We start from the raw sequence: 26,216 nt of genomic DNA on the forward strand, positions 1-26,216 counted from the left end.
ATGCTCCCGTGGGTCCTCTTACCGAGGACTTACCGGGCGGCACCGCCTGCCCCGGGGTGGCCGGTGCCCCGACGCTCCATTCCCGCGCATCCGCCGGGGACGCTACACTCTCATTTTCATAGCTGAGGATGGCCGCCGGGGCCGCCTGCTCCACGACCGATCCCACCGCATGACGACCACCTTCCGCAGCCCGATCCGACACTGCCGCGCCTGTGGCACCGCCGTGGTGTACCGCCTGCCCGACGACGGCGACACCAAGCTGCGTGCCGTGTGCCCGGCCTGCCACACGGTGCACTACGAGAACCCGCTCAACGTGGTGGGCACGGTGCCCGTGCTGCCCGATGGCCGGGTGCTGCTGTGCAAGCGCAACATCGAACCGCGCTGGGGCAAGTGGACGCTGCCCGCGGGCTTCATGGAACTGGACGAGACCACCGCGCAGGGCGCCGCGCGCGAGACCGATGAGGAGGCCGGCGCGCAGATTGAGATGGGCCCGCTGTTCAGCCTGCTCAACGTGCGCCGCGTCGGCCAGGTGCATTTCTTCTACCGCGCCACCTTGCTAAGCGAGGTGTTCGACCCCGGCCACGAGACCATCGAGGCGCGCCTGTTCACCGAAGCCGAAATCCCGTGGGAAGAGATCGCTTTCCGCACGGTGAAGGAAACGCTGGAGTGCTATTTCGCCGACCGCAGGGCCGGCGCTTTCGGGCTGCACTGCATCGATATCGAGTGACTCCTGAGAGGCCCGCCATGAACAGCACCCCGCCCGACAACCTGCCAACGTACCGTCTGCTCACCGGCCCCGACGACGCGGCGTTCTGCCGCCGCGTGAGCGAGGCCCTGGCGCTGGGTTACGAGCTGTATGGCTCGCCGGCGGCGACCTTCAACGGCGAGCGCGTGATCGTGGCGCAGGCCATCGTCTGGCCGAGCGTGAAACCCGCCTGAGGCGGGTCCCCTTCAAGGAGGGGTTTCGCCACCCGGCACCTGCGTGCTGCCGGGGGGTGGAATGCTCCCCTGCGGGGACATGGCCGGCGGCATCGGTGGCAGCACCATCTGTTCGGCCGGCGGCGCGGGTACGCGCTGCGGCGATGCATCGGGCAGGGGCTGCAGGTCGGGCTCGCGGATCACCGGTGGCAGGGTGCCCGGGGGCAGCGGGGGCGGGTAGCCGCCGGGCTGACCCGGCTGGTTGGGTTGCTGGCCTGGCGCATCGCGCCCGAACAGGTCCATCACCCAGTTGCGCATGCCGGCCATGGCATTGCCCACGGCGCTGGTGTCTTCCTCATCGATGAAGCGGTCCTTGCCGTCGAGCACCTGCGAGCGGAAGGCCTGCTGCACGAAGTCACCGACCATGGGCAGCGCACTGTGGGCGCCCTGCCCCCAGTAATCGCTGCGCAAGGTCACGCGGCCGTCGTTGAAGCCCACCCAGGCGCCCGCCACCACGCGCGGATGCATGAGGATGAACCAGCCATCGGTGTTGTCCTGCGTGGTGCCGGTCTTGCCCGCCACGTCGCCCTGGATGCCGTAGCGCGAGCGGATGGCACGGCCCGTGCCTTTGTCGATCACGCCGCGCATGGTGGCGCGCAGGGTCTGCGCCACGCCGACGGGCAGCACCTTCTCGGCCGCAGGCGGGGTGAAGGTCTGCAGCACCTTGCCATGGCGGTCCTCGATGCGCGTGATGAGCACGGGCGACACATAGCGCCCGGCATTGGCGATGGTGCCGTAGGCCGAGACCATCTCGCGCAGCGTGACGGGGCTGGTGCCCAGCGCCAGCGACGGCACCAGTTCCAGCTTGCTCTCGCGCACGCCCATGGCACGCGCCAGCTCGGCCACGTGGGCCGGGCCGACCTTGTGCATGAGCTGGGCGGTGATGGTGTTCTTGGACAGGGCCAGGCCATCGGCCAGGGTCATGGGTTCGTCGCTCGGCGGGCCGCCGTCGGTGGGGCGCCAGACCTGGCCGCCGCCCAGCGGGATCTCCACGGCCTCGTCCATCAGCGTATCGCCGGGCAGCGCGCCCTGCTCGAAGGCCGCGCCATAGACGAAGGGCTTGAAGGTGGAGCCCGGCTGGCGCCGTGCCTGCTGCACGTGGTCGAACGGGTCCTGGCCGAAATCACGGCTGCCCACCCAGGCCAGCACGTGGCCGGTAACCGGGTCCATGGCCATGAAGCCGGCCTGCACGCGGGTCTTGTTCTGGCGCAGGGTGCGCATGAAGGCGGTGTCGGCGACCAGGGTCTTGAGTGCCTCGTCGGGCGTGGCGCCCTGCTCCACCGCGGTGCGGTACTCGGGGGTGTCGCGCACGAAGTCCTGCACCAGGTCGGACTGCGTGTTCCAGGCGCTGCGCTGCGCCCAGGCCGTGTCGGCAATGCCCTGCAACTGCCGGCCCTGCTTGGCCACGGCCTGGTTGGCCATGGCCTGCAGGCGCGAGTCGATGGTGGTGTGCACCATCAGGCCGTCGGCATGCAGGCTGTAGCCGTTGGCATCGGCCCAGGCGATCAGGGTCTTGCGCAACTGCTGGGCGAAATGCGGGGCCAGGCCCGTGGCCTCGGTCTGGCGCTCGAAATCCACGCGCAGGGGGCGCTTTTGCAAGGTGTCGAACTGGGCCTCGTCGAGCTTGTCGCGCTTGACCATCTGCGCCAGCACGGTGTTGCGCCGCGCCTGGGCGCGCTCGGGGTTCATCACCGGGTTGTAGTAGGCCGTGCCCTTGAGCATGCCGATCAGCGTGGCGCTCTCGAGCAGGTTGAGCTTGTCGGCCGACTTGTCGAAGTAGGTGCGCGCCGCCATCTCGATACCGTAGGCGTTGTACAGGAACGGCACGGTGTTGAGGTAGGTCTCCAGGATCTCGTCCTTGGAGTAGGCCATCTCGATCTTGATCGCGGTGATCGCTTCCTTGAGCTTGCGCGTCAGGGTGCGCGAACGCCCGATTTCCTCGGGGAACAGGTTGCGCGCCAGCTGCTGGGTGATGGTGGAGCCGCCCTGCGGGTCGCCGCGCAGCGTGTGCACCACCGACGAGGCCGTGCGCCGCCAGTCCATGCCCCAGTGCTCGTAGAAGCGGTGGTCCTCGGTGGCGATGAGCGCATTGACCACGTGCGGCGCAATGCGGTTGAGCGCCACCCACTCGCGGTTGGCCCAGCGGTATTCGGACAGCACCTTGCCATCGGAAGAGATCAGCTGCGCGGGCCGCTCGGTCTTGGCCTTGGTGATGTCGCTGATGGAGGGCGTGAACGGGACCAGCGCCAGGGTGTAGAGCACCACGGCGACCGGAAGGGCCAGGATGGCCAGCAGCCAGGTGCGGCGCCGGGAACCGCGCGCATAGGCCAAAGCGCGACCGAAGCCCGGGGCCAGACGGGTCGCCAGGGAAGAGAGAAAGGGGGGCATCAGGCAAGCCCCCAAGGGGCATCCGTACGGAAAATCAGGGACAAGGGAAACAAGGTGGCGGCCCGATGGGAAACAAGCTGGGACTCAGGAAACCGGCGCAAGTTCTCAGGCCGCATCGCCGCCGCCCAGCAGCGCCAGCATGCCCGCCTCGTCGATCACGGGCACGCCCAGTTCCTCGGCCTTGGCCAGCTTGCTGCCGGCCTCTTCGCCGGCGACCACGTAACTGGTCTTCTTGCTCACCGAGCCCGAGACCTTGGCACCCGCCGCTTCGAGCATGTCCTTGGCGGCATCGCGGCCCAGGGTGGGCAGCGTGCCGGTGAGCACGAAGGTCTTGCCGGCCAGTACCTGGGCGACCTTCTCTGCCGGCGCGCCTTCGGGCCAGCGCACGCCGCAGGCGCGCAGCTGCTCGATCACTTCGCGGTTGTGCGGCTGCTGAAAGAAGGTGTGGAAACTCTGCGCCACGATGGGGCCCACGTCAGGCACTTCGAGCAGTTGCTCTACCGTGGCCGCGGTCTCTGCCGTGGCGCCGATCATGGCGTCCAGCGTGCCGAAGTGCTTGGCCAGGTCCCTGGCCGTGGACTCGCCCACGTGGCGGATCCCCAGGCCGAACAGGAAGCGCGCCAGCGTCGTCTCCTTGGACTTCTCCAGGGCGGCCAGCACGTTCTGCGCCGATTTCTCGGCCATGCGCTCCAGGGCTACCAGCGAGGTGAGCCCCAGGCGGTACAGGTCGGGCAGCGTGCGGATCACGTTGGCTTCCACCAACTGGTCCACCAGCTTGTCGCCCAGGCCCTCGATGTCCATGGCGCGGCGCGCGGCGAAGTGCAGGATGGCCTCCTTGCGCTGCGCGGCGCAGAACAACCCGCCGGTGCAGCGGTGGTTGGCCTCGCCGGGCTCGCGCACCACGTCGCTGCCACACACGGGGCACTGCCTGGGCATGCGGAAGTTGGGCACGTAGGCCGGGCGCTGGCCGGGCATGACGCCGACCACCTCGGGGATCACGTCGCCAGCACGGCGCACGATCACCGTGTCGCCCACGCGCACCTGCTTCTTGCGGATCTCGAACAGGTTGTGCAGCGTGGCATTGGTCACCGTGACGCCGCCCACGAACACCGGTGCCAGGCGCGCCACGGGGGTCAGCTTGCCGGTGCGGCCGACCTGGATGTCGATGCCCTCGACGCGCGTGGCCATCTCCTGCGCGGGGTACTTGTGGGCCACGGCCCAGCGCGGCTCGCGCGTCTTGAAGCCCAGGTCGCGCTGCAGGTCCAGGCGGTTGACCTTGTAGACCACGCCGTCGATGTCGTAAGGCAACTGGTCGCGCGAGGCGCCCACCTGCTGGTGGAAGGCCACGAGCTCGGCCGCGCCCTTGGCGATCTGTACCTGCGCCGCCACGGGAAAGCCCCACTCCTTGAGCGTCTGGAGCATCTCGTAGTGGGTGGCAAATACGCGCCCGCCCTCGTTCGCGGGCGTGGTGGCACCCAGGCCGTAGGCGAAAAAGCTCAGCGGCCGCTGGGCCGAGATGCCCGAATCGAGCTGGCGCACCGCACCCGCCGCCGCGTTGCGCGGGTTCACGAAGGTCTTGCCACCCTGCTCGCGCTGGCGCTCGTTGAGCGCATCGAAATCGGCACGGCGCATGTAGACCTCGCCGCGCACCTCGAGCAGCGGCGGCACGCCGGCCGGCAGGATCAAAGGGATCTGGCGGATGCGGCGGATGTTGTGTGTCACGTCCTCCCCCACCTCGCCATCGCCGCGCGTGGCGGCCTGCACCAGGCGCCCGCCCTCGTAGCGCAGGCTCATGGCCAGGCCGTCGAACTTGGGCTCTGCCACATATTCGATCACCGGGTCGGACTCGGCCAGGCCCAGTTCGCGGCGCACGCGCACGTCGAAGGCCTGGGCACCCGTGGCCTCGGTATCGGTCTCGGTATGGATGCTGAGCATGGGCACGGCATGGCGCACCGGGGCCAGGCCGTCCATGACGCCCCCGATTACGCGCTGCGTGGGCGAATCGGGGGTGATGAGATCGGGGTGGGCTTCTTCCAGCGCCTGCAGCTCGCGGAACACGCGGTCGTACTCGGCATCGGGCACCGTGGGCTCGTCGAGCACGTAGTACTGGTGCGCCCAGCGGTTGAGCTGGTCGCGCAAGGCTTGTATCTGGGTGGCTGGCAACACGTTGGAATCCTGCGCTGGAGCAGAGAAAAGGTCAAAATTTTCGGTCATGGCCAGAGGGCCCCGCCGGGCTCAGTATCCGTCACCCCGGATGGAGCCGAGCACGGCAGACGGTTGCGCCACGACCACGCGCACCTTTGGCGGCATCTGCCGGCGCAGGAACTCCACCACCCGTTCGTCATGAACCCCGTAGGCGGTGGTGAAGCGCGTGGCCTCGCCATGGCGCCGCTCGAAGACGAAGACACGCCGGAAGGCATCGCCCTGCAGGGTCAGCGCCTTGACCTCCTGCAGTACCACCTCCACCTGCCGGGGCACGAGGCGCGACGGCAGCGAGAAGAAGGCCACGCCATCGCGCACCCGCACCAGCGGGCGGCCCAACGGGCCGAAGGCGCGCCGGTCCTGCCATTGGCGCCAGGCCAGGAAAGCGGCCAGCGCAAGGTATACCGCGCCCATAAGGTACCACTGCCCAAAGGCGATCACCCCGATGCCGGCAGCCACGAGCACGCCGGCCTTGGCCACGCCCAGCGCCAGTTGCCCAGGGCGGAACAGCCCCTGGTCGCGCTCGACCAGCGGGGGAAAGAAAAGTGCACGCCAGCCCAAACCGTCCGGTCCCATCGGCTCAGCTGAACAGACGCCGCGCCAGCACCGAGCCGGCCGACAGCTCGCGCCCGTCGAGCTGGTCGTACAGCAGCTCCAGGTCGGCGGCGATCGGGTCCATGGCCATGGCAGGCAGCGGGTGGCCGTTCTGGTCGCAGAGCACACCGTCCATGGCCTCGCACAGTGCGGCGGCCACCTCGCGCAGGCGCGTGAAGGGCTGCTCGCCACGGTGCACCTGCGAGACATCGAGGCTCAGGGTGACGTCGCGGATCGCGGACTGGTCCGGGTCGTCGGCCAGTGCCGCCTGCGTGTCGTAGCCCAGGGTGAGCAGAGGCGGCAGGCCCGGGTTGCCCGTGGGCAGCACCAGGCGGCCCGGCATGGCACCGGAGACGAAGCCCAGGCGTGCGGCGTTCTGGTGGATGTAGCCAGGACTCCAGGCGGCCTGGCGCGCACGCAGCATGAAGGCCAGTTGCGCATCGTGGTCGCTGGCGAACTGGTCGAGTTCGCGGGCACGGGCCACTTCCTGCAGCATGTCGGGGAAATCGGGGGCGGCGTTCACCGCATCGGCAAAGGCCTGGGCCTTCATGACGAACTCCGAGAACTCGATCTCGTTGAGCGCGCCCATGCGGTTGGCCAGTTGCACGCCGGCCTGGAAGCTCTGGTAACGCTGGCCGGGCGACGGTGTCTCCCACTGCTGGCTGGCTTCGTTGTAGCCCTCGATGGAAAAGGGCTTGCTGCCGGCGCGGCGGGTGGGCGGCATGGCGGCCAGCGCGGCATCGCCCGAGACGATGAGTTCGGGCTGCAGGGTGGCGATCACGTCGATCAGCGGATCGAGCCCCGGGCGGCGCTCCAGCGACGTTGGCGGCACCGGCATCTGCAGCGAGTCGAGCACATCCACCGTGTGCACCGAGGGGTCGGGGCCGCGGTCCAGGCTGTCCAGTTCCGCCGCCGTGAGCTGGGTGGCGCCGGCATCGAAGCCGGGCTCCTGGCGCAACGCCGGGTCGGCCAGGTGCTCGGGCTCCTCGGGCGAGGCGCGCCGCGGGGCATTGCGGTGCGACGTCCAGGCGTTGTAGGCCACGATGAGGGCCAGCACCAGGCCGCCGATGATGGCCAGACTCAGTTGCAATGTGCTCATAGATCTCGATTCCGTCCTGCGCAGACAGGAGGGCAAGGGAAATGGGTCATCGTCATCATGTCATGCATCGGCCATTGACAGAGCCGACTCCATGTCCACGGCCACGATCCGCGAGACGCCCTGCTCCTGCATGGTCACGCCGATCAGCTGCTCGGCCATTTCCATGGCGATCTTGTTGTGGCTGATGAACAGGAACTGCGTGCCCTTGCTCATGCTGGAGACCAGCTTGGCATAGCGTTCGGTGTTGGCATCGTCCAGCGGTGCGTCCACCTCGTCCAGCAGACAGAACGGCGCAGGGTTGAGCTGGAAGATGGCGAACACCAGCGCGATGGCCGTGAGCGCCTTCTCCCCGCCCGACAGCAGGTGGATGGTCTGGTTCTTCTTGCCCGGGGGCTGGGCCATCACCTGAACGCCGGAATCGAGGATTTCGTCGCCCGTGATGATGAGCTTGGCCTGGCCACCGCCGAACAGTTCGGGGAACATGCGCCCGAAATGGCCGTTCACCGTGTCGAAGGTGCCCGAGAGCAGTTGGCGCGTTTCGCCGTCGATCTTGCGGATCGCGTCTTCCAGCGTGTTCATGGCCTCGGTCAGGTCGGCTGTCTGCGCATCAAGGAAGATCTTGCGCTCGCTGGCCAATTTGAGCTCGTCCAGCGCCGCCAGGTTCACCGCGCCCAGCGCGGCGATCTCGCGGTGCAGGCGGTCGATCTCGCCCTGCAGGCCACCCACGCGCACGTTGCCGTCGGCGATCGACTGGGCCACGGCCTCCAGGTCGGCCTGGGCGTCGGCCAGCAGGGTGGTGTACTGCTCCAGGCCCAGGCGCGCGGCCTGCTCCTTGAGCTGGAATTCGGTGATGCGCGCGCGCAGCGGGTCGAGCGCGCGTTCGAGCTGCATGCGCCGCTCGTCGCTGGCGCGCAGCTTGGCGGTCAGGTCGTCGTACTCGCTGCGCTGCGCACCGAGCGCCTTCTCGCGCTCCATCTTCACTTCCAGTGCGGCCTGCAGGCCACCCTGCGCAGCCGCATCGGAGAGGCGGGCCAGCTCATCGCGCGCGCGCTGCTGCTCGTCGGTGAGCGAGGTGGTCTGCTGGCTGGCGGTCTCGATGGATCGGTTCAACTCGCCGCGGCGCGCTTCCAGGCTGCGCTGCGAGAAGGTGGCCTCCTGCGCCTGGCGCTCCAGCGTGCGCTGCTGCTCGCGGCAGGCGGCCAGCTTGCGCTCGGCCTCGATCACCCGGTCACCCAGCTGCGCCTCGCGCTCCTGGCTGTCGGCCAGCTGCATGTCCAGCTCTTCGAAGCGGGCTTCGGCCGCCACGCGGCGCTCCTGCAGATCGGACAGCTGGGCCTCGATCTCGGCGATGTCGGCACCGATCTGCGCACTGCGCGCCCGCGTCTGCTCGGCCAGTTGGGTCAGGCGCAGGGTCTCCACCTGCAGCTCGTGGGCACGGCCCTGGGCCTCGGTGGCCTCGCGGCGGGCGCCCACCAGGCGCTGCGATGCATCGGCATATGCGGCTTCGGCGCGGACCAGGGCGGTGCGCGACTCCTCGGCGATCAGGGCCTGGGCGCGCAGCTCCTTTTCGAGGTGCTCGATCTCCTGTGCGCGCGCCAGCATGCCCGACTGCTCGGAGTCCTGGGCGTAGAAGCTCACGCTGTGGGCGCTGACGGCGTGGCCCGAGGGCACGAACACCACCTCGCCCGGCTGCAGCGTGCTGCGGCGGTTCAGGGCCTCGTCCAGCGTGGGTGCGGTGTAGCAGCCCTGCAGCCAGTCGACCAGCACGGCGCGCAGGCCGGCATCGTGGATGCGCAGCAGGTCCGACAGGCGCGCATGCGGCGAAGCGACTTCGGGCGTGCCGGCGGAGGGCATGCTGTAGAAGGCCAGGCGCGCGGGTGGCGCATCGGTGCCGCCTGAGCCCAGGAAGCCGCGCACCATGTCCAGGCGCCCTACTTCCAGGGCCGCCAGGCGCTCGCGCAGCGCGGCTTCGAGGGCGTTTTCCCAGCCCGGCTCGATGTGGATGCGGCTCCACAGGCCTTGCAGGCTGTCGAGGCCATGCTTGGCCAGCCAGGGGCGCAGCTTGCCATCGGTCTTGACCTTTTCCTGCAGGGCCTTCAAGGCCTCCATGCGGGCAGACAGATCGGCCTGGCGCGCGCTTTCGCTGTTCACGGCCTGCTGGCGGGCGCGGCGGTCGTCGTCGAGCTGTGGCACGGCCTCCTGCAGCTCGGCCAGGCGCGCCTCGGTGGTCTCGGCCAGTTCCTGGGCCTCGTCCAGCTGCTCCTGCAGGTTGGCCAGGCGCGCCTCGTCGGGTGCGGCAAGGGCGTTGCGGTCGGCGCGCAGGCGCTCGTAGCGGCCATCGAACTGGCGGCTCTGCTCGTCGATGCTGCGCTGCTCGGCGGCCAGCACGCCGATCTGCTGCTGCACCTGGACCACGCTGGCGCGCTGCTCGCTCGTGCGGCTTTGCGCCTGGCGCAGGGCGTCTTCGAGGTCGGGCAACTGCATGGCCTGCTCTTCGACCTGGGCGGCCAGCAGCTCGGCCCGCTCCTCGGCGTCCACGCCGGCACCGGCGAGGTTTTCCAGCTCGATGTCGGCCTCTTCCTTGCGTGCGGACCACTGGGCGATCTGCTCGGCCAGGGTCACCAGGCGCTGCTCCACGCGCAGGCGGCCTTCCACCACGTAGCGGATCTCGGCCTCCAGGCGGCCCACTTCGGCCGTGGCCTCGTAGAGCTTGCCCTGGGCCTGGTTGACGTGGTCGCCAGCGGCATAGTGCGCCTGGCGAATGGTTTCGAGGTCGGACTCCACGGCACGCAGGTCGGCCATGCGCGACTCGAGGTCGTTCACGGCCTGCAGGCCATCCAGGCGCACCTTGGCCTGGTCGGCCTCGGCATCGGCGCGCTTCAAGAACCACAGCTGGTGCTGCTTGAGCGTGGCGTCGGAATTGAGCGCGTTGTATTTGGCAGCCACCTCGGCCTGCTTTTCGAGCTTTTCGAGGTTGGCGTTGAGCTCGCGCAGGATGTCTTCCACCCGCGTGAGGTTCTCGCGCGTGTCGGACAGGCGGTTTTCCGTCTCGCGGCGGCGCTCCTTGTACTTGGAGACCCCGGCCGCCTCTTCGAGGAACAGGCGCAGCTCTTCGGGGCGCGATTCGATGATGCGGCTGATGGTGCCCTGGCCGATGATGGCGTAGGCGCGCGGCCCCAATCCCGTGCCCAGGAACACGTCCTGCACGTCGCGGCGGCGCACGGGCTGGTTGTTCAGGTAGTAGCTGCTGGTGCCGTCGCGCGTGAGCACGCGGCGCACCGCCACCTCGCCGTACTGGCCCCACTGGCCGCCAGCGCGGTGGTCGGAGTTGTCGAACACCAGCTCCACGCTGGCGCGGCTGGCCTGCTTGCGGGTGGTGGTGCCGCTGAAGATCACGTCCTGCATGGACTCGCCGCGCAGCTCGCTGGCCTTGCTCTCGCCCAGCACCCAGCGCACCGCATCCATGATGTTGGACTTGCCGCAGCCGTTGGGGCCCACCACGCCCACGAGTTGCCCCGGCAGCATGAAATTGGTGGGCTCAGCGAAGGACTTGAAGCCGGAAAGCTTGATGGAGGTGAGACGCACGTGTCAGGGGGCAGGCAAAAATGGGGGTGGCGCAAGAGGGCGCGCGGGCGCCAGACGGAAAATACCGGCCAATGTAAAGCGGGATGATACCGCGCCGCCTGCTGGCTCCCGTGGCATGGAGCCGCCTCGCGGCCAATCCCCGCGTATCCATCGGCAATATTTAACAAATATGGCGTGTGCCGCTTGCCCGCCAAGGCCTGGCCGCTATCAATTTTGCATGCAATCGGGCATGGCGGCAGCCCGCGCCTTGCGCTGCATCCCCCTGCCACCCCGGCGCACGGCCGATTTCCCGGTCTCAGTGGACCACGGCATTGTGCCGGCGCACCAGCTCCTCGAACTCGGCCACCTGCAGCGGCGGGCTGAGCAGGTAGCCCTGCCAGGCATGGCAGTTGTTGCGCGCCAGGAACTCGCGCTGTGCCTCGGTTTCCACGCCTTCGGCGATGACGCGCAGGCCCAGGCTGGTGCCCAGGGCCACCACGGTGCGGGCGATGGCCGCGTCGTTGGGGTCGGTGAGCACGTCGCGCACGAAGCTCTGGTCGATCTTGAGCTGGTCCAGCGGCAGGCGCTTGAGGTAGGACAGCGAGGAATAGCCGGTGCCGAAGTCGTCCAGCGAGAAACCCACGCCATAGGCCTTGAGCTGGCCCATCTTGGCGATGGTGTCTTCCACGTCCGAGAGCAGCAGGCCTTCGGTCATCTCCAGCTTGAGGCGGCTGCCGTCGGCGCCCGAGCCGGCCAGCGCGGCCAGCACCTGGGCCACGAAGCCGCTCTGGTGGAACTGCCGGGGGCTCACGTTCACCGCCAGGCCCAGGCCGGCCAGGGCGGGCTGCTGCGCCCAGCGCGCCAGGCGCTGGCAAGCCACCTGCAGCACCCATTCGCCCAGCGGCAGGATCAGGCCGTTCTCCTCGGCCAGCGGAATGAACTGTGCCGGCGAGACGAACCCATCGCGCGGGTGGCGCCAGCGCAGCAATGCCTCGGCACCGGTGATGCGGCCCTGGTCGATCTGCGCCTGGTAGTACAGCTCGAACTGGCCCTGCGCCAGGCCCACGCGCATGTCGAGCTCCATGGCAGCGCGGGCGCTCACGGCGGCCTGCATCTGGGGGTCGTAAAAGCGCAGCGTGTCGCGGCCTGCCGACTTGGCCTGGTACATGGCCAGGTCGGCACGGCGCAGCAGTTCGTCCACCGTCTCGCGCACGCCGCTGAACAGGGTCACGCCCATGCTCAGCGAGCTGTGGTGCGCCTCGGGACCCAGCGCATAGGGCTCGCGCAGCACCGCGAGGATGCGCTGGCCGGCTTCCTCGCAGCGCGCAGCGGCCTCCTCGGGCGTGGCACCGAGGTCCTCGAGCAGCACCACGAACTCGTCGCCGCCCTGGCGCGCCACGGTATCGTCCTCGTGCACGCAGGCGCGCAGGCGGTTGGCCACCTGCATCAGCAGGGTGTCGCCCTTGTCGTGGCCCTGGGTCTCGTTCAGCGTCTTGAAGTTGTCCAGGTCCAGCAGCAGCAGCGCGCCATGGCTCTGGTGGCGTGCGCTGGTGGCGAGCGCCTGCTGCAGCCGGTCGATCAGCAGGCGGCGGTTGGGCAACTGGGTCAGCGGGTCGTAGTAGGCCAGGTTCTTGATCTCGTCCTCGGCCGCCTTGCGCTGGCTCAGGTCCTGCAGGGTGACGAGGTGGTCGTCCCCGATGCGCACGCCCGACACCTCCACCGGCCGCACCACGCCATCGCGGCACAGGAAGTGGTATTCGGCCGCGGCGATGATGCCGTCGCTGTCGTCCGCGCGCTGGCGCTCCTCACTCCAGGCATTGCGCATCACCTCGCGCTCCTCGGGGTCGGGGTAGCTGCGCTCCCACCACACGTCCACATTGGGCACTTCCTGCGCGGAGTAGCCGCAGATCTGCAGAAAGCGTTCATTGCGGAACGAGATGGTGCCGTCCTTCTGCACCAGGCACAGGCCCATCGGCAGGCGCTGCAGGATGCCGCGCAGGTGCGCCTCGTTGCCGCGCAAGGTGTTCTCCATGCGCTTGCGCTCGCTGATGTCCTGCACCACGGCCATGTGGAAATCGGGCGAGGTGCCCGGTGTCCACATGGGAGAGACGGTCAGGTCCACCCAGACCTCGGAGCCGTTCTTGTGGAAGTAGCGCTTCTCCATGCGGTATTCGCTGATCTCGCCGGATTTCAGGCGCTCCATCTGGGCCAGGTCGATCGCCAGGTCCTCGGGCTGGCTCACGCCCTGGAAGTCGAGCGCGCGCATCTCCTCGCCCGAGTAGCCCAGGATGTCGCAGTACTTCTGGTTGATGCGCACGAAGCGCCCGCTTCGGGTGTCGATCTGCGCCACGCCCACGGCGGCCTGGTTGAACAGGGCACGAAAGCGGTCTTCGCTCTCGCGCCGGGCCTCGTCGGACACCTGAGCGCGCGCCAGGGCCAACGTGCGCTGGCGCGCCAGCAAGGTAACCAATGCCGCCAGCAACAGGGACACCAGGGCCCCCGAGCCACCCGCCGCCCAGGGCAGGCTGCGCTCGGACACCGACAGCAAAGACTGCGTGGGCATGAAGCTCAGGCGCCAGCGCCGGTCGTGCACCAGGATGTCCCGCTCGTAGGGCACGGTATCCGGCAAGGCCTCGGCGGTGGGCGGCAGCAGCACGCGCACCATGGTGTCGGTGGCGCCGGCGCGGGTGGAGCCCTGGTCGGTGATGGACACGGCGATGCCGTTGAGCAGGCCCTCGCCGCGCATGAAGCGCACCAGGTCGTAGACCCGGATGGTGGCGGCCACGGCCCCGAGGAAGACCTGCGGCTTGAGGTCGGCCGTCCCCGATCGGTCATACACCGGAACGCGGATCACGAAGGCTGTGCGGTGCGTCTGCTCCTGCACCAGGTCGAACGGCGCCGACGCCACGGTGTTCCCGCTGTCGCGGCTGTAGCGCATGGCCGCCAGGTTGGTGGGCTGGGCGCTGATGTCCAGACCCAGCACCGCCTCGTTGCCCTTCATGGGCCACAGGTACTCGGCCACGAAGTACTCGGGGCGCTCGCCGGGCGGCCGGATCGAAAATTCGGGATAGCCGGCGGGGTTGATCGAGGTATCGGCCCGCACGCGGGCTTCGTAGTCGGCCTTCTCGTCCAGGGTCACCCGCCGCGTGAACGACAGGTTGCGCACGCCGGGGTAGCGTTCGGAGATGTCGAGTTCGCTGGCCACCCGTTCGAACTCGGCCCGCGTGAGCCCCGGGTTGGCCGAAAACAGCCCGCGCAGGCCGTGCACGATCTCGGTGTGGGTGGCGATGCGCTGCACCAGCGCGTCGGTGAACAGCCGCGTCTCCTGCGTCAGGCGCGCCTTGGCGACCGCATCGACCGCATCGGCCTGTTGCCGCGCCAGGCCGAAGCTCAGCAGCAAGCCGGCCGCAGCCACACCCAGGCCGGGCAACCAATGCCGATAAAAGCCGTTGAGGGTGAGCGAAGCCATACAGAACAGGGAGTCAGCGAAAGCCAGACAGGGTTGCACACGGCGTGCCGGGGCACTGCCGCAACAGCCCATGAGGATAGCGGGATTCGGCCCCTCCATCCGGCATGCAAGGGCCCACATCTTGTAACAGCGTCGCTGTTTTTGCCGTACCGTTTATGCAACACCGGGGGGCGGGTTTGCCAGCACCCGAGGCGATCCCCCCACCACAACAGGATAGGGGGCAAAACGACTGCGATTCTCATTCACATCCAGCACCTGGCCGATGGGTGGGAACGCCCGCTGCGGGCAGGCCTCGCGCTCGCAGACCTTGCAGCCCATGCCGATGGGCACGGCCGCCTCGGGGTCGGCCAGGTTCAGGCCACGCGAGTACACCAGTTGTGCGGCGTGGCGCACATCGCAGCCCAGCGCCACCGAGAACTCCTTGCCCGGCGCACCCCAGCCCCCGGCCCCGCCACTGCCGCGCGAGACGGTACGCGCCACCCAGAGGTAGGCCCGGCCGTCCGGCATGCGCGCCAGCTGCGGCACGATGCGCCCAGGCTGGGCAAAGGCCTCGTACACGTTCCACAGCGGGCAGGTGCCGCCGATCTTGCTGAAGTGGAAATGCGTGGCCGACTGGCGCTTGGAGATGTTGCCCGCCCGGTCCACCCGGATGAAGAAGAAGGGCACGCCGCGCGCGCTGGGCCGCTGCAGCGTGGACAGGCGGTGGCACACCGTCTCGAAGCCCACGCCGAACTGGTGGCCCAGCCGGTCGATGTCGTAGCGCACCGCCTCGGCCGCCTGCAGGAAGGCGGTGTAGGGCAGCAGCAAGGCCCCCGCGAAGTAGTTGGCCAGGCCGATGCGCGCCAGTGCCCGCGCCTGGTCACCCGACAGGCCCGCGCCGTCGGCCAGGCGGCGCAGCTCGGGCCCCGTCTCCAGGAAGGCCAGCTGCGTTGCCATCTGGAAGGCGCGCTGCCCGGCTTCGAGCCCCTGGGCCAGTTGCAGCACCCCGCTGCCAGGATCGTAGTGGCGCTGCGCCCCGCCCGGCAGCTCGGGCACGGCCACCACGTGCACCCCGTGGGCCGTCTGCAGGCGGCGCGCCAGCCCCTCGTCGGCCCGCCCGGGCTGCAGCGCCCAGTCGGCCGCCAGCCGCTCGGCCGCATCGTCGAGCTCTGCAAAGTGGTTGTGGCGGGCAAAGAAGAAATCGCGCACTTCCTCGTAGGCCATGGGCTGGTGGCCGGCACTGGCCAGGGCACCGCTGCGGCCATCGCCCAGCTGGGCGCTCAGGGCATCGAGCCGCTCCAGCGCCTGGCGGTGGCGCTGGTGCAGGGCCAGCAGGGTGCGCGCCACGGCGGGCATGCCCGAGGCCAGTTCGCGGATCTCGGCCAAGGACACGGCCTGCTGCGCACCGTCCACCCCCGCCTCCGGCGGCGTGTCCGCCAGGACCTCGCGCAGGCAGGTGATCAGGCGCGCCTCGTCGTCGTCCGAAAAGCGCTGCACGTCCACGCCGAACACGGCGTTGATCTTGAGCAGCACCGGCACCGTGAGCGGCCGCTGGTTCTGCTCGAGCTGGTTGAGGTAGCTGGCCGACAGGTCGAGCGCACGCGCCAGCGCGACCTGCGTCATGCCGCGCTCCTCGCGCAGGCGGCGCAGGCGCACGCCCATGAAGGTCTTCTTCATGACACAGGCACCTCTGCGCGATTCATTCGCAAAATTCGCAATTTATCCATTCTATCTTCGCAATCATTCGCCAATTCAGGCCTGTACGCAGAGCGATGGCTTGCGTACATTGCGAATCATGCAACAAACCAGCTCCCTGCACCAGCCCATGCATTTCACGGAGATGGTGTTCCCCGAGCGCACCAACCACTACGGCACGCTGTTCGGCGGCCAGGCCTTGCTGCTGATGGGCCAGGCGGCCTTCGTCACGGCCAGCCGCCATGCGCGCTGCGCGGTGGTGATGGCGCGCTGCAGCGAGGTGCAGTTCATGGCGCCCGTGCCCCAGGGCCAGGCGCTGCGGCTCACGGCCGAGGTGGTGCGCACCGGCAACAGCTCCATGACCGTGGAGGTCAGCGGCAGCGCCGAGAACCTGCACACCGGCCACCAGCAGCCCGCACTGCGCGGCGCCTTCGAGATGGTGGCCGTGGACTGCGACGGCCGACCGCAGCGCATCTGATTTTCTTCTTCCAATTTTCCCCACCTCTTCGCAACAGGAGACAGCCCCCATGAGCGACACCCTCGCCACCGGCTTCAAGCCCAAGAAATCCGTCGCCCTCTCGGGCGTGACCGCCGGCAACACGGCGCTGTGCACCGTGGGCCGCACAGGCAACGACCTGCACTACCGCGGCTATGACATCCTCGATATCGCCGATGTCTGCGAGTTCGAGGAGATCGCCCACCTGCTGGTGCATGGCAAGCTGCCCACCAAGGCAGAATTGCGCGCCTACAAGGGGCGCCTGAAGGCCCTGCGCGGCCTGCCAGCCAATGTGAAGGAGGCGCTGGAGCAGTTGCCCGCCAGCAGCCACCCCATGGACGTGATGCGCACCGGCGTATCCGCCCTGGGCTGCGTGCTGCCCGAGAAGGACGATCACCACACGCCCGGTGCGCGCGACATCGCCGACCGGCTGATGGCATCGCTCGGCTCCATGCTGCTGTATTGGTACCACTGGTCCACCCAGGGCAAGCGCATCGAGGTGGAGACGGACGACGACTCCATCGGTGCGCATTTCCTGCACCTGCTGCACGGCAAGAAGCCCCCGGCCGCCTGGGAGCGCGCCATGCACACCTCGCTGAACCTGTATGCGGAGCATGAGTTCAATGCCTCCACCTTCACCGCGCGCGTGGTGGCCGGCACGGGCAGCGACATGTACTCATGCATCACCGGCGCCATCGGCGCGCTGCGCGGGCCCAAGCATGGCGGCGCCAACGAGGTGGCCTTCGAGATCCAGAAGCGCTACGACAACGCCGACGAGGCCGAGGCCGACATCCGCCGCCGCGTGGAGGCCAAGGAGGTGGTGATCGGCTTCGGCCACCCGGTCTACACCGTGAGCGACCCGCGCAACGAGGTCATCAAGCGCGTGGCGCGCCAGCTCTCCGAAGACGCGGGCGCGACCAAGATGTTCGACATCGCCGAGCGGCTGGAGACGGTGATGTGGGAGGTGAAAAGGATGTTCCCCAACCTCGACTGGTTCAGCGCCGTGAGCTACCACATGATGGGTGTGCCCACCGCCATGTTCACGCCGCTGTTCGTCATTGCGCGCACCAGCGGCTGGGCGGCGCACATCATCGAACAGCGCATCGACAACAAGATCATCCGCCCGAGCGCCCACTATACGGGCCCCGAAGACCTGGCCTTCGTCCCCATCGGCGAGCGCAAGTAGATTCGACAGGAAGCGACACGCCCTGCCCCACGTCCATGAACACAAGATACCGCAAGAACCTGCCCGGCACCGCGCTGGACTACTACGACGCCCGCGAGGCGGTCGACACGCTGGAGCCCGGCGCCTGGGCCGGGCTGCCCTACACCTCGCGCGTGCATGCCGAGAACCTGGTGCGCCGCTCTGACCCTGCCACGCTGGAAGCCTCGCTGCGCCAGCTGATCGAGCGCCGGCGCGACCTGGACTTTCCGTGGTACCCGGCGCGCGTGGTGTGCCACGACATCCTGGGCCAGACGGCGCTGGTGGACCTGGCCGGCCTGCGCGATGCGATTGCCGACATGGGCGGCGACCCGGCACAGGTGAACCCGGTGGTGCCCACCCAGCTCATCGTGGACCATTCGCTGGCCGTGGAGCATGGCGGCGACGACCCCGAGGCCTTTGCCAAGAACCGCGCCATCGAGGACCGGCGCAATGAAGACCGCTTCCACTTCATCGAGTGGACGAAAAAGGCGTTCAAGAACGTCGAGGTGATCCCGCCGGGCAACGGCATCATGCACCAGATCAACCTGGAGCGCATGTCGCCCGTGGTGCACGCCCAGGGCGGCGTGGCCTACCCCGACACGCTGGTGGGCACCGACAGCCACACCCCGCACGTGGATGCGCTCGGTGTCATCGCCATCGGCGTGGGCGGGCTGGAGGCCGAGAGCGTGATGCTGGGCCGTGCCTCGTGGATGCGCCTGCCCGACATCGTGGGCGTGGAGCTCACGGGCCAGCCGCAACCCGGCATCACCGCCACCGACACCGTGCTGGCCCTGACCGAGTTCCTGCGCCAGCAGAAAGTGGTGGGCGCCTACCTCGAGTTCTTCGGTGCCGGCGCCTCGGCACTGACCCTGGGCGACCGGGCCACCATCTCCAACATGGCGCCCGAGTTCGGCGCCACGGCGGCAATGTTCTACATCGACGAGCAGACCATCGCCTACCTGCGCCTCACGGGCCGCGAGGCGGAGCAGGTGCGCCTGGTGGAGACCTATGCCAGAGAGACCGGCCTGTGGGCCGATGCCCTGGCCACGGCCCAGTACGAGCGCGTGCTGCGCTTTGACCTGGCGACCGTGGTGCGCAACATGGCCGGGCCCTCCAACCCACACAAGCGCCTGCCCACCCGCGACCTGGCGGCACGCGGCATTGCCGCACCGTGGACCGAGGTACCAGGGCAGATGCCCGACGGCGCGGTCATCATCGCCGCCATCACCAGCTGCACCAACACCAGCAACCCGCGCAACGTGATCGCCGCCGGCCTGCTGGCGCGCAATGCCAATGCGCGCGGCCTGGTGCGCAAGCCCTGGGTCAAGTCGTCCCTGGCGCCCGGCTCCAAGGCCGTGCAGCTGTACCTGGAGGACGCCGGGCTGCTGGCCGAGCTGGAGCAGCTGGGCTTCGGCATCGTGGCCTTTGCCTGCACCACCTGCAACGGCATGTCGGGCGCGCTGGCACCGGCCATCCAGCAGGAGATCATCGACCGCGACCTGTACGCCACGGCCGTGCTCTCGGGCAACCGCAATTTCGACGGGCGCATCCACCCCTATGCCAAGCAGGCCTTCCTCGCCTCGCCCCCGCTGGTGGTGGCCTACGCGATCGCCGGCACGGTGCGCTTCGACATTGAAAAGGACGTGCTCGGCACGGACGCCCAGGGCCACCCGGTGAGGCTCCAGGATCTCTGGCCCAGCGATGCGGAGATCGACGCCATCGTGGCGCAAAGCGTCAAGCCCGAGCATTTCCGCCGCGTGTACGAGCCCATGTTCCGGCTGCAGGCGGCCAGCGGCGAGGCGGCCGTGAGCCCGCTGTACGACTGGCGCCCGCAAAGCACCTACATCCGCCGCCCGCCCTACTGGGAAGGCGCGCTGGCCGGCGAACGCACCCTCAGCGGCCTGCGCCCGCTGGCCGTGCTGCCCGACAACATCACCACCGACCACCTCTCGCCCTCCAACGCCATCCTCATGGACAGCGCGGCCGGCGAATACCTGCACAAGATGGGCCTGCCTGAGGAGGATTTCAACTCCTACGCCACGCACCGGGGCGACCACCTCACAGCCCAGCGCGCGACCTTTGCCAACCCGCAACTGGTCAACGAGATGGCCGTGGTCGACGGCCGGGTGAAGAAAGGCTCGTTCACCCGCATCGAGCCCGAGGGCCAGGTGGTGCGCATGTGGGAGGGCATCGAGACCTACATGCAGCGCGGCCAGCCGCTGATCATCATTGCCGGCGCCGACTACGGCCAGGGCTCGTCGCGCGACTGGGCGGCCAAGGGCGTGCGCCTGGCGGGGGTGGAGGCGATCGCGGCCGAGGGCTTCGAGCGCATCCACCGCACCAACCTGATCGGCATGGGCGTGCTGCCGCTGGAGTTCAAGCCCGGCACCAGCCGGCTGACCCTGGGCCTCGACGGCACGGAGACGTACGATGTGGTGGGCGAACGCCGCCCGCGCGCCGACCTCGTGCTGGTGGTGCGGCGCAGGAATGGAGAGCACGTCGATGTGCCCATGACCTGCCGGCTGGACACCGCCGAGGAAGTCTCGATCTACGAGGCCGGCGGCGTGCTCCAGCGCTTCGCCCAGGACTTTCTTGCTTCCGCCAAAACCGCATCCCCCCAGCCACAGGCCGCCTGACATGCCCCACGCACCCCAGATCCAGATCCCCGCCACCTACATGCGTGGCGGCACCAGCAAGGGCGTGTTCTTTCGCCTGCAGGACCTGCCCGCCGCAACCCAGCTGCCCGGCGCCGCGCGCGATGCGCTGCTGCTGCGCGTGGCCGGCAGCCCCGACCCCTATGGCAAGCAGACCGACGGCATGGGCGGCGCCACGTCGAGCACCAGCAAGGTGGTGATCCTGGCGCCCAGCACCCGGCCCGGCCACGACGTGGACTACCTCTTCGGCCAGGTGTCCATCGACGCGGCCTTCGTCGACTGGAGCGGCAACTGCGGCAACCTGTCGGCCGCCGTGGGGCCGTTCGCCATCGCCAACGGCCTGGTGGATGCCGCCCGCGTGCCGCACGACGGTATCGCCACGGTGCGCATCTGGCAGGCCAACATCGGCAAGACCATCATCGCGCAGGTGCCCATCACCGGCGGGGCCGTGCAGGAGACCGGCGATTTCGAGCTCGATGGCGTCACCTTCCCTGCGGCCGAGGTGCAGCTTGAATTCAGGGACCCGGCGGCCGACGAGGACGGTGCGGGCGGCGCCATGTTCCCGACCGGAAATGTGGTGGACGACCTGGCCGTGCCCGGCGTGGGCACACTGCGCGCCACGATGATCAATGCGGGCATCCCCACCATCTTCGTCAATGCGGCCGACATCGGCTACACCGGTACCGAGCTGCAGGATGCAATCAACGGCGACCCCGCTGCGCTGGCCCGCTTCGAGGCCATCCGCGCCCATGGCGCTGTGCGCATGGGGCTGATCGCCACGGTGGACGATGCCGCGCGACGCCAGCACACACCCAAGCTGGCCTTCGTCGCGCCACCGGCCAGCTACACCGCGTCGAGCGGCAAGGCGGTGGCCGCCGCCGATGTGGACCTGCTGGTGCGCGCCCTGTCCATGGGCCGGCTGCACCACGCCATGATGGGCACGGCGGCCGTGGCCATCGCCACCGCTGCGGCCATCCCCGGCACGCTGGTGAACCTGGCCGCCGGTGGCGGGCAGCGCAGCGCCGTGCGCTTTGGCCACCCCTCGGGCACCCTGCGCGTGGGCGCCGAGGCCACGCAGCAATCCAATGGCGAATGGACGGTGACCAAGGCCCTGATGGGCCGCAGCGCCCGCGTGCTCATGAGCGGCTGGGTGCATGTGCCCGGCGACGCCTTCTGACGCCTTTCAAGAACCCTGTTCAAGATCTCTCATTCATCCCTCCATGTCCACCCGCAAGACCCTCAAGGCCCTGGCCGAATCGCGCCGCGGCATCCTCGTTCCCGGCGCCTTCAACGCCCTTTCTGCCCGCGTGGTGGCCGATCTGGGCTTCGAGGCGATCTACGTCACCGGCGCCGGTGTCACCAACATGTGGTTCGGCCTGCCGGACCAGGCCTTCATGGGCCTGACCGACATCGCCGACCACACGGCGCGCATCCGCGATGCAGTGGACCTGCCGCTGATCGTGGACGCCGACACCGGCTTCGGCAACGCGCTCAACACCTACCACGCCGTGCGCACGCTGGAGCGTGCGGGCGCCGACTGCATCCAGCTCGAAGACCAGGTCAGCCCCAAGCGCTGCGGGCACTTCAACGGCAAGGAGGTGATCAGCACCGAGGAGATGCTGGGCAAGATCAAGGCGGCCGTGGACGCCCGCCGCGATCCCGACACCCTCATCCTGGCCCGCACCGATGCCTGCGCCACCCAGGGCTTCGAGGCCGCCGTGGAACGCGCGCAGCGCTTTGGCGAGGCCGGCGCCGACATCCTGTTCGTTGAGGCCGTGACCACGGCCGAGGAGATCCGCGCCCTGCCCCGGCGCCTGGCCGACAGGCCCCAGCTCATGAACATGGTGATCGGCGGCAAGACCCCCATCTTCAGCGCCGAGGAACTGGCCGGCCTGGGCTACGGCATCGTGCTGTACGCCAACGCCGCGCTGCAGGGCGCGGTGGCAGGCATGCAGAAGGCGCTGACCGTGCTGCGCGATACCAAACGCATCGACGAGGACCCTGCCCTGGTGGCGCCGTTTGCAGAGCGCCAGCGGCTGGTGCGCAAGAGCGAATGGGATGCGCTGGAGCAGAAGTACCGGTGACGCAGTGCGCGGCCCCTGGCCGCGCCCCCGCGCACGGAGCACCCTGTTGCAGCCACCTCAAGGGAACGCCACAGCGGGAAATTCGTTATTTGCCCTACAATTGACTGACGGTCAGTCAAATTACAAAGCCATCCACTCCAGGCACCGCTCTACCGCCGCATGCGCTCCACCGCCCCCACCCGCCAGCCCCGTACCAAGCCCGCCGAAGTCCGCCGCGAGGAGCTGATGGACGCGGCGCAGGCCCTGTTCCTGGGCAAGGGCTTCAACGAGACCAGCGTGGACGAAATCGTCAAGGGCGCCGGGGTGGCCAAGGGCACCTGCTACGTCTACTTCAAGACCAAGGACGATGTGCTCGCAGCCCTGAGGGAACGCTTTGTCGCCCGCTTTCAGGAGCGCCTGCAGGCGGCCGCGGGCCGGCATCCGCCCTCGGACTGGATCGCCCGCTTCGACGGCTGGATCGGCGCCGCGGTGAATGCCTACCTGGACGAACGCGCCCTGCACGATCTGGTCTTTCACCAGATGCACCCCGCCCACGACCGACTGCACCAGGCCAACCCCGTGGTCCGCGATCTGGCGGAGCTCATCACCCAGGGCGCGCAGGCTGGTGCCTGGAGCGCCGACAACGCCCACCTCGTGGCGGTCATGGTGTTCAGCGCCGTCCATGGCGCCGTCGACGATGCCGGCGAGTCCCCCAGCCCATCGGGCCGCAAGCGCCTCGTCCACGCAGTGCAGTCGTTCTGCCGGATGGGCATCGGACTGCCGCCCGCGGGCTGAGCACTGCCACCTTCCCATCACTGTCACCCACCACCCCATCATCAACCAAGGATGTTCTCCATGCGCGCACTGCAGCTGGTCCTGAGGATTCTGTCCATCGCCTTGTCGCCGTCGCGGCACTCCATCTCACCATGGGCATGCATGCCGACCTGATGCTGGGCGTGCCGGTCTCGGCGCAGATGGCGGCCGACCCCTCGCTGGACAGCCAGAACCGCTTCTACGGCGTGACCTTTTCGCTGCTGGGCATTGCCCTGTGGATCGGCCTGCAGGACCTGCGCCGCTACGAGCCCATCGTCGTGGCCACCCTGGCGGTGCTGTTCGCCGCCGGCCTGGCCCGCGCCGTGGCCTGGGGACTGCATGGCGCGCCCTCCCCTGCGCTCATCGGCATCACGGCGGTGGACCTGTTGCTGCCGCCGGTGCTCATCGTGTGGCTGCGGCGCGGCTTGCACAGAACGACCTGAGCGACGCACCGCAAGACGGGCACGCCCAGGTACTCAGACGGCGCTGTCTGCTTGCTGCACCACCAGCATGTTCGCATCGCGCGCCAACAACCAGCGCCCTTGCTCCTTGCGAAACACCGTGAGCACCGGCCCCGCACGCACCACAGGTGCCGCAGCCCCACCGGGCGGCGTGACCGTCACCGTGAGCTGCGCACGGGCAAAGGCCCATTCACCGGCCACCTGCACCTCCAGGATCTCGCTCCTGCCGTCGATCTTCGGCCCGGCAGCACTGGTCTGCGCCTGCGCAGCAGCCCGAAAATCCGCCTTGGACATGGGCACCTTGCCCGGCATGAGGAAAACAACGTCATCGGCCATCAAACCCATGACGGTCTCGACATCGCCAGCCCTGGTGGCGGACATCCAGGTGGCAACCAGTTGCCGGATCTGATCTTCATCGCTCTGCATGAAACCTCTCCCAGGTGATCAGCCACCATCGCGCAGCAGCGCCATGGCGTAGCTGTCGTGGTACTCGCCATCCACCCGCACCGACCGGCGGCGGATGCCCTCGAGCTCGAAGCCCAGGCGTTCGTACAGCGCCTTGGCATTGGCGTTGTCGGCGCGCACGCTCAGCTCGATGCGGGTCAGGCCGCGGGCCCAGGCACCATCGATGGCGGCACGCATCAACCGGGACCCGATGCCCTGGTGACGCGCACAAGGGATCAGCCCGATGCCCAGGGTGCCCACATGCGCCCGCGTTTGCCCCATGCCGGGCAGCACGTCGCACCAGCCCACGACCTGGCCATCGGCCACGGCCACCACCTGGCACTGGTCGTTGGCGATGATGTGCTCATAAAAGCTGCGCGAGGACTCAAAGGGCGGAGCCTGGGTAAAGGCCAGAAAGCGCTTCTCGCGCGCGACCGTGTCGAGCGCGCGCCACAGGCCCTCGAAATGCGCTGGCGCCACCGGTTCGATGGACAGGTTCATCCCACGGATCTCCATTCAGCCAGGGCCCCTTCCCCGGACCGAAGACAGTCTACAGCGCGGCGGAGAACACCCACCCGGCTCCGAGGTCGGCAGGAGGCGCCGCAGCGCTGGCACCTGCCGCATCCGCACGGTGCTTGTCCATGATGCGGTGCAGGTTGCCCTCGATCCAGTCCACCAGGCCTTCGACCTGGCGTGCCACCTCGGTGCCCATGGGGGTCAGGCTGTACTCGACGTGCGGCGGCACCACGGGGTGCGAGACGCGCAGCACGAAGCCATCGCTCTCCAGCCACTGCAGGGTCTGGGCCAGCATCTTCTCGCTGACACCACCCACCTTGCGGCACAGGTCGCTGAAGCGGTGCGTACCGGCCAGCAGGGCCACCAGCACCAGCACGCCCCAGCGGCTGGTCACATGCTGCAGCACGGCGCGCGAGGGGCAGTCGGGCGAGAACAGCTGGCCGCGCTGCAGCTTTTCGGCAATGCCTTCGCGGGGAGCAGTCTCGGCGGGGGTGGATGCAATGCGGGCAGGCATGGGGTACTTACCTTTATGTACGTACTTACGAAAAGTTAGCTTGACCGCTATTCTGCCTTCTCTGTCTTTTTCAACCAAGGGTTTTTCACCATGATCGCCATCACCGGAGCCACCGGCCAGCTCGGCCGCCTCGTCATCCAGTCCCTGCTCAAGACCATTCCCGCAGCCCAGATCGTCGCGGCCGTGCGCAGCCCCGAAAAGGCCCAGGACCTGGCTGCCCTGGGCGTGCAGGTGCGCAAGGCAGACTACACGCAGCCCGACACGCTCGATGCCGCCTTCCAGGGCGTGCACAAGCTGCTGCTGATTTCATCGAGCGAGGTGGGCCAGCGCACGGCACAGCACAAGGCGGTGATCGACGCCGCCCAACGTGCCCAGGTGCAACTGCTGGCCTACACCAGCGTGCTGCGCGCCGACAGCTCCCTCTTGGGCCTGGCGGCAGAGCACGTGGAGACCGAAGCCCTGCTGCGCGCCTCGGGCCTGCCCGTGGTGCTGCTGCGCAATGGCTGGTACACAGAGAACTACACGGCCAGCGTGCCGGCCGCGCTCGCCCATGGCGCCGTGCTGGGCAGCGCGGGCAGCGGCCGCATCGCCTCGGCAGCCCGTGTGGACTATGCCGAGGCCGCGGCCGTGGTGCTGGCCACCGACGGCCAGGCCGGCCGGGTGTACGAACTCGCAGGCGACAACGCCTACACCCTCGCCGACCTGGCGGCGGAAATTGCGCGCCAGTCGGGCAAGAACGTGGTCTACAAGGACCTGCCCGAGGCCGACTACCAGGCCGCCCTGGTGCAGGTGGGCCTGCCGGCCGGCTTTGCCGCGCTGCTGGCCGATTCGGACGCCGCAGCGGCCAAGGGTGCGCTGTTCGACGATTGCCACCAGCTCAGCCAGCTGATCGGCCGCGCCACGACGCCGCTGGCAACCACGGTGGCGGCAGCGCTGAAGGGCTGATGGGCATTGGGGCCGCACAAGGCGGCCCTTTTCTGAAACTGGATAGCCTGTTGGCAGCGCATTTCGGCCGCCCCAAAGCAAACGCCCCCAATACCAAAATGGTACTGGGGGCGGTTGGGCTGTAAGAGCCTGACGATG

20 protein-coding genes are annotated in these 26,216 nt (G+C 68.8%); 10 read left to right on the forward strand and 10 right to left on the reverse strand.

Going from position 1 to position 26,216, the window contains the following annotated elements:
• The first annotated feature begins 169 nt into the window (after nt 1-169).
• Nucleotides 170-727 (forward strand): NUDIX hydrolase, encoded by a 558-nt coding sequence (locus AC07PF_RS12110; protein WP_494612000.1) that lies wholly within the window; start codon nt 170-172, stop codon nt 725-727.
• Between the two features lie 17 nt (nt 728-744).
• On the forward strand, nt 745-939 hold the full coding sequence (locus AC07PF_RS12115; RefSeq protein ID WP_494612001.1) for a DUF1737 domain-containing protein: 195 nt from the start codon (nt 745-747) through the stop codon (nt 937-939).
• A 12-nt stretch (nt 940-951) separates the two neighbouring features.
• On the opposite strand, the gene AC07PF_RS12120 is transcribed toward AC07PF_RS12115, so the two are convergent.
• The 7 genes from AC07PF_RS12120 to AC07PF_RS12150 all read right to left on the reverse strand — a co-directional run bounded on the left by AC07PF_RS12120 (nt 952) and on the right by AC07PF_RS12150 (nt 15,950).
• Nucleotides 952-3,366 (reverse strand): penicillin-binding protein 1A, encoded by a 2,415-nt coding sequence (locus tag AC07PF_RS12120; RefSeq protein ID WP_494612003.1) that lies wholly within the window; start codon nt 3,364-3,366, stop codon nt 952-954.
• A gap of 105 nt (nt 3,367-3,471) precedes the next feature.
• The gene (ligA, locus tag AC07PF_RS12125; RefSeq protein WP_494612004.1) at nt 3,472-5,580 is read right to left on the reverse strand and encodes an NAD-dependent DNA ligase LigA; all 2,109 of its coding nucleotides are present in this window, start codon (nt 5,578-5,580) and stop codon (nt 3,472-3,474) included.
• A gap of 21 nt (nt 5,581-5,601) precedes the next feature.
• Nucleotides 5,602-6,144 carry a hypothetical protein gene (locus tag AC07PF_RS12130; protein WP_494612005.1) on the reverse strand — a complete coding sequence of 181 codons (543 nt, stop codon included), beginning with the start codon at nt 6,142-6,144 and terminating at the stop codon, nt 5,602-5,604.
• 4 nt (nt 6,145-6,148) lie between these two features.
• Complete coding sequence (locus tag AC07PF_RS12135; protein ID WP_007859165.1) at nt 6,149-7,261, reverse strand: hypothetical protein; 1,113 nt, start codon at nt 7,259-7,261, stop codon at nt 6,149-6,151.
• Between the two features lie 60 nt (nt 7,262-7,321).
• Nucleotides 7,322-10,846, reverse strand: coding sequence for a chromosome segregation protein SMC (smc, locus tag AC07PF_RS12140; RefSeq protein WP_494612006.1), 3,525 nt, complete (start codon nt 10,844-10,846; stop codon nt 7,322-7,324).
• A gap of 295 nt (nt 10,847-11,141) precedes the next feature.
• Nucleotides 11,142-14,294: a bifunctional diguanylate cyclase/phosphodiesterase gene (locus AC07PF_RS12145; protein WP_494612007.1), complete on the reverse strand. Its 3,153-nt coding sequence runs from the start codon at nt 14,292-14,294 to the stop codon at nt 11,142-11,144.
• A gap of 153 nt (nt 14,295-14,447) precedes the next feature.
• Nucleotides 14,448-15,950 carry a short-chain fatty acyl-CoA regulator family protein gene (locus tag AC07PF_RS12150; RefSeq protein WP_494612008.1) on the reverse strand — a complete coding sequence of 501 codons (1,503 nt, stop codon included), beginning with the start codon at nt 15,948-15,950 and terminating at the stop codon, nt 14,448-14,450.
• 118 nt (nt 15,951-16,068) lie between these two features.
• Between AC07PF_RS12150 and AC07PF_RS12155 the strand changes: the two genes are divergently transcribed.
• The 7 genes from AC07PF_RS12155 (at nt 16,069) to AC07PF_RS12185 (ending at nt 23,641) form a co-directional block, all read left to right on the forward strand.
• A complete protein-coding gene (locus AC07PF_RS12155; RefSeq protein WP_494612010.1) occupies nt 16,069-16,446 on the forward strand; it encodes an acyl-CoA thioesterase in 378 nt (125 codons plus the stop codon).
• A gap of 49 nt (nt 16,447-16,495) precedes the next feature.
• A complete protein-coding gene (gene prpC / locus AC07PF_RS12160) occupies nt 16,496-17,650 on the forward strand; it encodes a bifunctional 2-methylcitrate synthase/citrate synthase (RefSeq protein WP_494612011.1) in 1,155 nt (384 codons plus the stop codon).
• 35 nt (nt 17,651-17,685) lie between these two features.
• Nucleotides 17,686-20,304, forward strand: a complete 2,619-nt coding sequence (acnD, locus tag AC07PF_RS12165) for a Fe/S-dependent 2-methylisocitrate dehydratase AcnD (protein WP_494612012.1) — start codon at nt 17,686-17,688, stop codon at nt 20,302-20,304.
• A gap of 1 nt (nt 20,305) precedes the next feature.
• Nucleotides 20,306-21,499 carry a 2-methylaconitate cis-trans isomerase PrpF gene (gene prpF / locus AC07PF_RS12170; protein ID WP_494612013.1) on the forward strand — a complete coding sequence of 398 codons (1,194 nt, stop codon included), beginning with the start codon at nt 20,306-20,308 and terminating at the stop codon, nt 21,497-21,499.
• A 43-nt stretch (nt 21,500-21,542) separates the two neighbouring features.
• On the forward strand, nt 21,543-22,406 hold the full coding sequence (locus tag AC07PF_RS12175) for an isocitrate lyase/PEP mutase family protein (protein ID WP_494612014.1): 864 nt from the start codon (nt 21,543-21,545) through the stop codon (nt 22,404-22,406).
• Between the two features lie 159 nt (nt 22,407-22,565).
• Nucleotides 22,566-23,180, forward strand: coding sequence for a TetR/AcrR family transcriptional regulator (locus tag AC07PF_RS12180; protein WP_494612015.1), 615 nt, complete (start codon nt 22,566-22,568; stop codon nt 23,178-23,180).
• Between the two features lie 131 nt (nt 23,181-23,311).
• Entirely contained in the window at nt 23,312-23,641 is a 330-nt protein-coding gene (locus tag AC07PF_RS12185; protein WP_494612016.1) for a DUF4345 domain-containing protein, read from the forward strand.
• A 33-nt stretch (nt 23,642-23,674) separates the two neighbouring features.
• On the opposite strand, the gene AC07PF_RS12190 is transcribed toward AC07PF_RS12185, so the two are convergent.
• Genes AC07PF_RS12190 through AC07PF_RS12200 form a run of 3 tightly spaced genes read right to left on the reverse strand, consistent with a single transcriptional unit; the run spans nt 23,675 to nt 25,133 of the window.
• Nucleotides 23,675-24,085: a YybH family protein gene (locus tag AC07PF_RS12190; protein ID WP_494612017.1), complete on the reverse strand. Its 411-nt coding sequence runs from the start codon at nt 24,083-24,085 to the stop codon at nt 23,675-23,677.
• Nucleotides 24,086-24,103: 18 nt separating this feature from the next.
• The gene (locus tag AC07PF_RS12195) at nt 24,104-24,604 is read right to left on the reverse strand and encodes a GNAT family N-acetyltransferase (RefSeq protein ID WP_494612018.1); all 501 of its coding nucleotides are present in this window, start codon (nt 24,602-24,604) and stop codon (nt 24,104-24,106) included.
• Between the two features lie 49 nt (nt 24,605-24,653).
• Nucleotides 24,654-25,133 carry a winged helix-turn-helix transcriptional regulator gene (locus AC07PF_RS12200; protein ID WP_494612019.1) on the reverse strand — a complete coding sequence of 160 codons (480 nt, stop codon included), beginning with the start codon at nt 25,131-25,133 and terminating at the stop codon, nt 24,654-24,656.
• Between the two features lie 90 nt (nt 25,134-25,223).
• On the opposite strand from AC07PF_RS12200, the gene AC07PF_RS12205 reads away from it, so the two are divergent.
• Nucleotides 25,224-26,078 (forward strand): SDR family oxidoreductase, encoded by an 855-nt coding sequence (locus AC07PF_RS12205; protein ID WP_494612020.1) that lies wholly within the window; start codon nt 25,224-25,226, stop codon nt 26,076-26,078.
• Nucleotides 26,079-26,216: the final 138 nt, after the last annotated feature.

The sequence above is a fragment of the Acidovorax sp. GW821-FHT10A04 genome (assembly GCF_059415825.1).

What these genes read in the sequence shown, in the direction of transcription:
- AC07PF_RS12110 (WP_494612000.1), top strand. Translation starts at nt 170, where the DNA reads ATGACGACCACCTTCCGCAGCCCGATCCGACACTGCCGCGCCTGTGGC.
- AC07PF_RS12115 (WP_494612001.1), top strand. Translation starts at nt 745, where the DNA reads ATGAACAGCACCCCGCCCGACAACCTGCCAACGTACCGTCTGCTCACC.
- AC07PF_RS12120 (WP_494612003.1), bottom strand. Translation starts at nt 3,366, where the DNA reads ATGCCCCCCTTTCTCTCTTCCCTGGCGACCCGTCTGGCCCCGGGCTTC.
- ligA (WP_494612004.1), bottom strand. Translation starts at nt 5,580, where the DNA reads ATGACCGAAAATTTTGACCTTTTCTCTGCTCCAGCGCAGGATTCCAAC.
- AC07PF_RS12130 (WP_494612005.1), bottom strand. Translation starts at nt 6,144, where the DNA reads ATGGGACCGGACGGTTTGGGCTGGCGTGCACTTTTCTTTCCCCCGCTG.
- AC07PF_RS12135 (WP_007859165.1), bottom strand. Translation starts at nt 7,261, where the DNA reads ATGAGCACATTGCAACTGAGTCTGGCCATCATCGGCGGCCTGGTGCTG.
- AC07PF_RS12145 (WP_494612007.1), bottom strand. Translation starts at nt 14,294, where the DNA reads ATGGCTTCGCTCACCCTCAACGGCTTTTATCGGCATTGGTTGCCCGGC.
- AC07PF_RS12150 (WP_494612008.1), bottom strand. Translation starts at nt 15,950, where the DNA reads ATGAAGAAGACCTTCATGGGCGTGCGCCTGCGCCGCCTGCGCGAGGAG.
- AC07PF_RS12155 (WP_494612010.1), top strand. Translation starts at nt 16,069, where the DNA reads ATGCAACAAACCAGCTCCCTGCACCAGCCCATGCATTTCACGGAGATG.
- prpC (WP_494612011.1), top strand. Translation starts at nt 16,496, where the DNA reads ATGAGCGACACCCTCGCCACCGGCTTCAAGCCCAAGAAATCCGTCGCC.
- acnD (WP_494612012.1), top strand. Translation starts at nt 17,686, where the DNA reads ATGAACACAAGATACCGCAAGAACCTGCCCGGCACCGCGCTGGACTAC.
- prpF (WP_494612013.1), top strand. Translation starts at nt 20,306, where the DNA reads ATGCCCCACGCACCCCAGATCCAGATCCCCGCCACCTACATGCGTGGC.
- AC07PF_RS12175 (WP_494612014.1), top strand. Translation starts at nt 21,543, where the DNA reads ATGTCCACCCGCAAGACCCTCAAGGCCCTGGCCGAATCGCGCCGCGGC.
- AC07PF_RS12180 (WP_494612015.1), top strand. Translation starts at nt 22,566, where the DNA reads ATGCGCTCCACCGCCCCCACCCGCCAGCCCCGTACCAAGCCCGCCGAA.
- AC07PF_RS12185 (WP_494612016.1), top strand. Translation starts at nt 23,312, where the DNA reads ATGGGCATGCATGCCGACCTGATGCTGGGCGTGCCGGTCTCGGCGCAG.
- AC07PF_RS12190 (WP_494612017.1), bottom strand. Translation starts at nt 24,085, where the DNA reads ATGCAGAGCGATGAAGATCAGATCCGGCAACTGGTTGCCACCTGGATG.
- AC07PF_RS12195 (WP_494612018.1), bottom strand. Translation starts at nt 24,604, where the DNA reads ATGAACCTGTCCATCGAACCGGTGGCGCCAGCGCATTTCGAGGGCCTG.
- AC07PF_RS12200 (WP_494612019.1), bottom strand. Translation starts at nt 25,133, where the DNA reads ATGCCTGCCCGCATTGCATCCACCCCCGCCGAGACTGCTCCCCGCGAA.
- AC07PF_RS12205 (WP_494612020.1), top strand. Translation starts at nt 25,224, where the DNA reads ATGATCGCCATCACCGGAGCCACCGGCCAGCTCGGCCGCCTCGTCATC.